2 protein-coding genes and 1 pseudogene are annotated in these 3,541 nt (G+C 28.3%); all 3 read left to right on the top strand.

All coding sequences use genetic code 11. The features are described 5' to 3' along the window. Positions 1–459, top strand: a pseudogene (locus O970_RS10000) (hypothetical protein); the annotation flags it as partial. Then, positions 456–1,679, top strand: a complete 1,224-nt coding sequence (locus O970_RS09260) for an SH3 domain-containing protein (RefSeq protein ID WP_133459419.1) — start codon at positions 456–458, stop codon at positions 1,677–1,679. The pseudogene O970_RS10000 and the gene O970_RS09260, both read left to right, overlap by 4 nt. Positions 1,680–1,754: 75 nt before the next feature. Further along, positions 1,755–2,918: an SH3 domain-containing protein gene (locus tag O970_RS09255; protein WP_133459418.1), complete on the top strand. Its 1,164-nt coding sequence runs from the start codon at positions 1,755–1,757 to the stop codon at positions 2,916–2,918. Positions 2,919–3,541: the final 623 nt, after the last annotated feature.

The following is a 3,541-nucleotide window of genomic DNA, read 5'->3' as shown; positions in this document are numbered from 1 at the left end:
GCACTTTGCCTCGGTACAAATACTAATAGAATTAAAGCAAATGGCAACGGAGATACACCTACCGGTAGAGCTAAAACATCCTATTATCCAACTAGACATAAAGGCGAACTTTCCTTTGGTAATTATGGGTTTATTGAATTAATTGGAGAAAGTGGTGAATTTTTAACGGCAACTAAAAATGGGCGTTCTGGGATTGGTATTCATTGTGGGCATACACGTTTTAACGCCAACTCATTAAAAGATACAGGTAGCCTTATGAATACATTTGGTTGTATTCGAATTTATAATGAAGCCATGAAAAAATTAGGCGAATTGTATATTAATTTTAAAAAACAAGGAAAAAGCATCTATTGTTATATAGAAGATTATGATGGTGATATTAATAATGTTTATAAACATTATAGATTTGCCCCAGATTCTAAAGATACCATGAGAAAAAATAGGGAAAAAACGCAATGATACTGAAAAAAAAGAAATATCTTATTTTTGTTCTTTTCTCGTTTTTTATGCTCAATGTTTTAGCTCAAACGGAAACAGAGCTAGAACAATTAATGCATAAATGGGCGGAAAGAGATTTTGCGGAAGAAGTTGATGTAGTTTCTCAATTTTTAAAAAGTAAAGGATATAAAATACCTACGGAACAAGAATTTAAGCAAAGGAGTTTAGATTATTTTGGCATTGATGTTGATACTATGACATCTGACTGTCAAGCTCTTCATAGTAAATATGATTATCAATGCTTTACCAAAAATGGACGTTTTTTACTTACATATAGTGAAACATTTCGAGTCTCTCAATTCAAAGGTTATGAGGTACCCCTTACACCTATACAAGGCTTGGAATTATTAAATACGCCAGATAATGAATTTTCTCCTGCTCTTATAGCTTACAATAAATTGCTTTTTAATGATAATGCTGATCTTTCTGTTAAACAATATTTTAAAAAAAATCGAGCTAGCGCCCTTCAAGAAGTTGTAATCTATTTTAATTATGAAAAAAATCCTTTGTTATACGAATTATCACTACCTGTCTGGAATGATGATTTAAGATATATGTGGCACTTTATTTTTTATAATAATAGTAAAAAAGGCTATAGAAAACGTCTGTTAAATGATTTGTACATACAACAAGGTGAATCAGTTATTGCGACATTATTAGGCACTTTAGCTGATAATTGGGATAGTTACAAAAAAGGGATTCCTATTGTAAATGAGAGCAAAATTGTAGTAGATCCAATATCTCAAGATAAATCCTTACTACACCTTATAAAATTACAAAGTCAGCATATTAGTAACGAGGAAACATTAGCGCAAAGTCAAAATAAAGCATACCAATATTTGCAAAACTTTTTTCAAATAGATAGTCAGTTAGAATTAAGGTTAAAAGAAAACAATTATTATAATATGGGATTAAACGTATTAACGAATGAAGGAAAAGTTATTTCTGATGGACAAAATCGATTAATTGAAAATCATTATATTACAAAATCTACTGATAACTATATTAACTTGCGTAATGGCGCAAATTCAAAAGCAGAAGTTATTAAAAAATTACCCAATAATACCGAAATCATTAAAATTGGTACGCAAGGTGAATGGTTATATGTGAAATTAGCCCAAGATCCTTTAATTAAAGGTTATATTCATCTTAGCCAATTAGAATATAAAGAAGATGATTAATATAACTATTTAAGTAACATAACTAAATATGTTAATGATGTTTTAACACTTATTCAGGAATAGGACTATATAATAATGATTAATAAAATAGGGAAAATCTTAATTGCTTTTTCTATCTTTTTTTCAATAGTCACATTAGCCAATACAGGTTTAGATAATAAATCAACTAATAGCGTAATTGAAAAAATTGATGTAATGTCAGAACTTTTAATACATCAAAATTACCAACAACCTGATTTAGATAAATTTAAAGAAAAAATAGAAGACTATTTCGGATCAAATAGTGAAGAGTCGACAGATGACTTTTGCTTGAACCATAATAGTAAGAACAAACGTTATGGTATAGCTAATATTGGTAATTTTATTTATCCATGTTTATTATTAGATTCATTTTTAGGCGAAGAATCAGATAAACGACATGATAAATACGTGAAACAATTCATTGCTTATAATAAATTACTTTTCAATGATGATAATTCTGTTAAAAAATACGTATTAAGCAAAACATATAGTGATTTACCTGAAATCGTTATTAACTTTAATTATGAAAAGGATGCTTTGTTATATGAAACAGTAGTAACTAATCCATATGAATCTGAAGGCAATGAGTGGCGCTACCTATTTTACAATAAATCATCAAAAGGATACCGAAAACGATTTTTAAATGATATGTTGCTAGATAAATCTTTTTTTCGTGCTTTATTAATGTCCTTATACGTGAATTGGAATATAGAGCAATATGATATTGGAATACAAGGGAAAAAAGTAATAATTTCACAATCAACTAAAGATAAGGCATTAATTCATATCATTAAATATCAAAGCCATTTACAAAATGGTGGCGAGGATTTAGAACGAAGTCAACGTTTAGCATATGAGTATTTGACTGACTTTTTTGACAAAGATAGTTCTTTAAAAGATAGGCTTGAAAAAAACAATTACTACAATATGGGAATAAAAGTATTAGTGGATAAACAAAAGGTTATTTCAACTAGCCATAATGAATTGTTAGAGAATCACTATTATACAAAATCCCCTAAAAAGTATATCAACTTATTACAAAAACCAGACTCCTCATCATCCATTATAAAAAAACTACCAAATAATACCGAGGTGATCAAGTTATATAAAAAATTTAGGCAAGGTGGGGATTATAATGAGTGGTTATATGTGACTTTGGCTAGCGATCGATCAATAACGGGGTATATACATTTAAATAATTTAGAATTTAACTATTAATGGTTTATATAAAGTGCATAAATTTTCCTTATAATGTATAGGGAATAATTAAAGAATTGATGATAAAAATAATAGTATTTTAGCAGATTAAGTTATCAGAAAATAAAAAGACAATCCCAATAATGGCACGAGTTAAATTTAAGCGAAAAAATATAGAGTAAGTCAACCCATGACACTGCACTGTTACACTATATAACATAATATAAGATGAGGTTAAGATAAGCTAATTATCCCCCAAAACAGCAAGAATAAAATAGCAAACTTATATTTAGATGATTATATACGATTAATCTAGGAATTACCGTACATTATAACGGGTTCATTAATACATTCGATTAAGCAAGATAAATATCCTTTCTCCTTTTACTAATAAATATTTAAAAACTGTTTTACAAACTAACTGGATAATGGAGCAGATAGGCGCTTATTAATAAAATATGAAAGTAAATGTTGTGCCGATCGAGTATTAAGTAATAAAATGATATAGATAACCTTTTTGAACAAAAAAATAGCAAAACAAAGATATTCTTGAAGAAGAGTTAAAAAAGTGCGATATAATCCAGCCTTATCTGTGTAATTTTGCCATTAAGAAAATTGGACAAAGTGTACGCATATTAAAATAG

The sequence above is a fragment of the Candidatus Schmidhempelia bombi str. Bimp genome (assembly GCF_000471645.3).
GTDB lineage: Bacteria > Pseudomonadota > Gammaproteobacteria > Enterobacterales > Orbaceae > Utexia > Utexia bombi.
Note: the sequence above shows the minus strand (reverse complement) of the source record. Positions and strands in the feature narration are given on the sequence as shown.